3 protein-coding genes are annotated in these 2,966 nt (G+C 43.5%); 2 read left to right on the forward strand and 1 reads right to left on the reverse strand.

Annotated features, from left to right (window positions below; genetic code table 11):
* Window positions 1-70 precede the first annotated feature (70 nt).
* Entirely contained in the window at window positions 71-847 is a 777-nt protein-coding gene (locus tag AB6E54_RS22545; RefSeq protein WP_229648418.1) for a phosphotransferase family protein, read from the forward strand.
* 342 nt (window positions 848-1,189) lie between these two features.
* Here the strand turns inward: AB6E54_RS22545 and AB6E54_RS22550 are convergent, their stop codons facing one another.
* Window positions 1,190-2,218 (reverse strand): IS110 family transposase, encoded by a 1,029-nt coding sequence (locus AB6E54_RS22550; protein ID WP_372107414.1) that lies wholly within the window; start codon window positions 2,216-2,218, stop codon window positions 1,190-1,192.
* Window positions 2,219-2,330: 112 nt separating this feature from the next.
* Between AB6E54_RS22550 and AB6E54_RS22555 the strand changes: the two genes are divergently transcribed.
* Window positions 2,331-2,789 (forward strand): GNAT family N-acetyltransferase, encoded by a 459-nt coding sequence (locus AB6E54_RS22555; RefSeq protein ID WP_065584560.1) that lies wholly within the window; start codon window positions 2,331-2,333, stop codon window positions 2,787-2,789.
* Window positions 2,790-2,966 lie beyond the last annotated feature (177 nt).

Here is a 2,966-nt window from a genome sequence, read left to right on the forward strand (position 1 = left end):
AAGTACCACATAAGTGTGGCAGATCCTCGGTAGGGGGAATCCATGTCATTCGTTATAACGCAGGAGAGCTATGAGTACACAAGACTTATCCAAGATGGGTTCTGCTAGAGTATCTATTAAGACTTTAGGCGGGGTTAACTGTGTGCTCAAGCAAGGCGCATCAGAAGTGGAGATACATTTTTACCAATCAGCCGCACCGAAATTAAAGGGGATAAACACTCCAAGATTGTTAAAAATAGACAGAAACCATCTATACATAGAACATATTCCAAATAGTATATCGCTCAAAGACTTACGAACTAAGTCTGATTTATTTTCTCAATTGGCAGCCCTTCATTGTTCTGAATATACTCCGACTTTTGAAGTTAAGAAGCATGAATGGACAGCCTTCGCTACTGACGATGCCCTTAAAATATTGAATCTTCCCGATGTTGTGGAATCTTCAATAAAACGGATACAGGCACTCTCCGATAGTATCTTTGAATGCAAGGTGCTGATATCTGGTGATACTAATGACGGTAACTGGGGAACACGAGCTAACGGAGACCTAGTGTTGTTTGACTGGGAGCGTTTTGGTCAAGGTAGCCCAGCTATTGATTTGGCACCTTTAGTTAGCGGTCTTGGTAGCATCGCTGAATACAAGGAAATTGTTACTCAATACATCAAATACAACCCAGCACTATCCAAAACCGAGCTTCTTGAGCATCTTATTATCGCTAAGTGCTGGATAGTTATAGAAGTTGTAAACATTTTAAATAGCCGAAACAACCCAGAACAAGGAAAGTACATAAATTGGTATAGGGCTAACATTCCCAAGTGGTTAGCTTCAGTGGAAGATGCGTTATAACAAGCAATTTAAGAGGGATTCACAACGCTTGGCATTTTTGCTTCTACTTCGAATTTAGTGTTTATGGCACAATGCGTTAGGTTTGGGTGGAGGCGTTGTTCACCCCTTAATTGGGCTACATGGACTCCCTCTTTTGTCAACAATAGCTCCCGCTGACAACAGTGGATCGGACAGCAGCTCTACATTCGGTGTTTAATCGGAATCGTTCCGTCACCTTGATGATATTCGCTTGATGCCAGCCTCATTCGTTAAACAGTATTTATTACTTCCCAATTAAACAGGTTTAGGCATCTCGGTCTGGTCGTATTGTCATCATTTGCTATTGCTTTGACTCGGTGAGTGTTAACCGTTTACATAGTTAATCTTGTACTCTTTTCCTGTTGTTAATAATGCCCATATTATACGAGCGTTTTTTGCTGCTAGGGCGACAGCTGCTCGTTTATAACCTCGTCGTTCAACGAGTTGATTTAACCAAATACTGTTGCGATCGGTTTTCTCTTTACATCGTGCAATAACTGCTCTTGCGCCATGAATAAGTAGAGTGCGAATATGTTTTTCGCCTCTTTTGCTGATGCGACCAAGATGAACATGACCACCTGTTGAGTATTGTCTTGGAACCAACCCTATCCAAGCGGCAAATTGGCGGCTAGAGCCAAATTGTTTGGCGTCATTGACGGTCGCGACAATGGCACTTGCACTGTGTTCACCGACACCTGGAATATCCATGAGGGCTTTGGCTGAAGCCATCTCACGAACTAAAGCAGAGACTCTACGATCATAGTGCAATACTTCTAGGTTAAGGTGTTGAATCTTGTTCGATAGATCTTTAAGTAGCTCGCGAGCGAGTATAGGCAAACCATTTTCTGCATCTTCAAGGACGCTACCAATGGTGTTTTGAGCCGAGCAGCGACCCTGCGGCATCACAATGCCAAATTCGGAAAGCAAACCTCTGAGCTGGTTAATAGTCGCCGTTCTTGCTTTAATTAGCCCCTGTCGAATACGGTGCAGGCAAAGCACAGCTTGTTGCTCTTCACTTTTTATAGAGACAAATCGTGTTTTGGGTCTAGATACCGCTTCACAGATGGCCTCTGCGTCATTGGCATCGTTTTTCTCATTTTGTCGATATGGAATAACGAATTTGGACGCCATAATTTTCGGGTTATGACCTAGTTTCAGTAGCTCCCTCGCCCAGTGGTGTGCACCAGAGCACGCCTCCATACCGATGAGGCAGGGAGGTAACTTCGCGAATGTGTCTAAGAGTTTGTTTCTTTTGACAGTTTTGCGTAGGACGCACTTGCCATATGCATCAACGCCGTGAATACTGAACACATTCTTGGCGAGGTCAACGCCAATAGTTTTAATGGTGGACATAGTAACCTCCAGTTCTTCAGCGTGTACTAAGTAAGTATGGCACGCAGAGTGTCAGGTAGAGGGAGTCCATATCATTCGTTATATGCCTTAGTCAATTTAGGAAGTCGCAAGGATGCATTTGAGAGAAGCAAAAGTTCATGAGCTTGACGCTATTTACGCTATCGGCTTTGATGCGTGGAGTGACGGGCTTTCCTATGAAAAATATTTATCCGCTTGTCGTGGCAGCAAAAAGTATCAAGCTGGAACTTGGCATGTGCTAATAGAAAATGAGCAAATTCTATCGTCCCTCGTTATCTATCAGAATTTATTTGGCCTTAAAGGCGGTTGCTTTGGTATAGGCTCTCTCGCTACACCTCAAAGCTTTCGAGGCAAAGGTTATGCTTCCCACTTGATTAACCTTGTGAAAGCAGACTTGTTCGCAAATCAGAACTGTACAGCCATATTTTTACATAGCGATATTGACCACCAGTTTTATAGCAGGCTTGGCTTCATCACAATTGAGGGGGCCAATTGCATGTATGCCCCAAGTGACTCTTTTGGTTTTGACGGTTCGATACCAAGTTACTTCTAGGTGTGGGTTCAGCATATAACAAAGCATTCAAGAGGGATTCACAACGCTTGGCAGTTTTGGTTTGAACTGGCTTTAGTGTTTACGGCACAATGGTTTAGGTTAGGTGGTGGTGTTGTTCACCCCTTAATGCGGCTACATGGATTCCCCCGGTTGTCAAACATCCGCTAAACTTATGTT

This window comes from Vibrio sp. 10N.247.311.49 (assembly GCF_041467655.1).
Classification (GTDB): Bacteria; Pseudomonadota; Gammaproteobacteria; order Enterobacterales; family Vibrionaceae; genus Vibrio; species Vibrio crassostreae_C.

Excerpts from the sequence above, each read along its gene's own strand:
- AB6E54_RS22545 (WP_229648418.1), top strand. The coding sequence starts at position 71 with ATGAGTACACAAGACTTATCCAAGATGGGTTCTGCTAGAGTATCTATT.
- AB6E54_RS22550 (WP_372107414.1), bottom strand. The coding sequence starts at position 2,218 with ATGTCCACCATTAAAACTATTGGCGTTGACCTCGCCAAGAATGTGTTC.
- AB6E54_RS22555 (WP_065584560.1), top strand. The coding sequence starts at position 2,331 with ATGCATTTGAGAGAAGCAAAAGTTCATGAGCTTGACGCTATTTACGCT.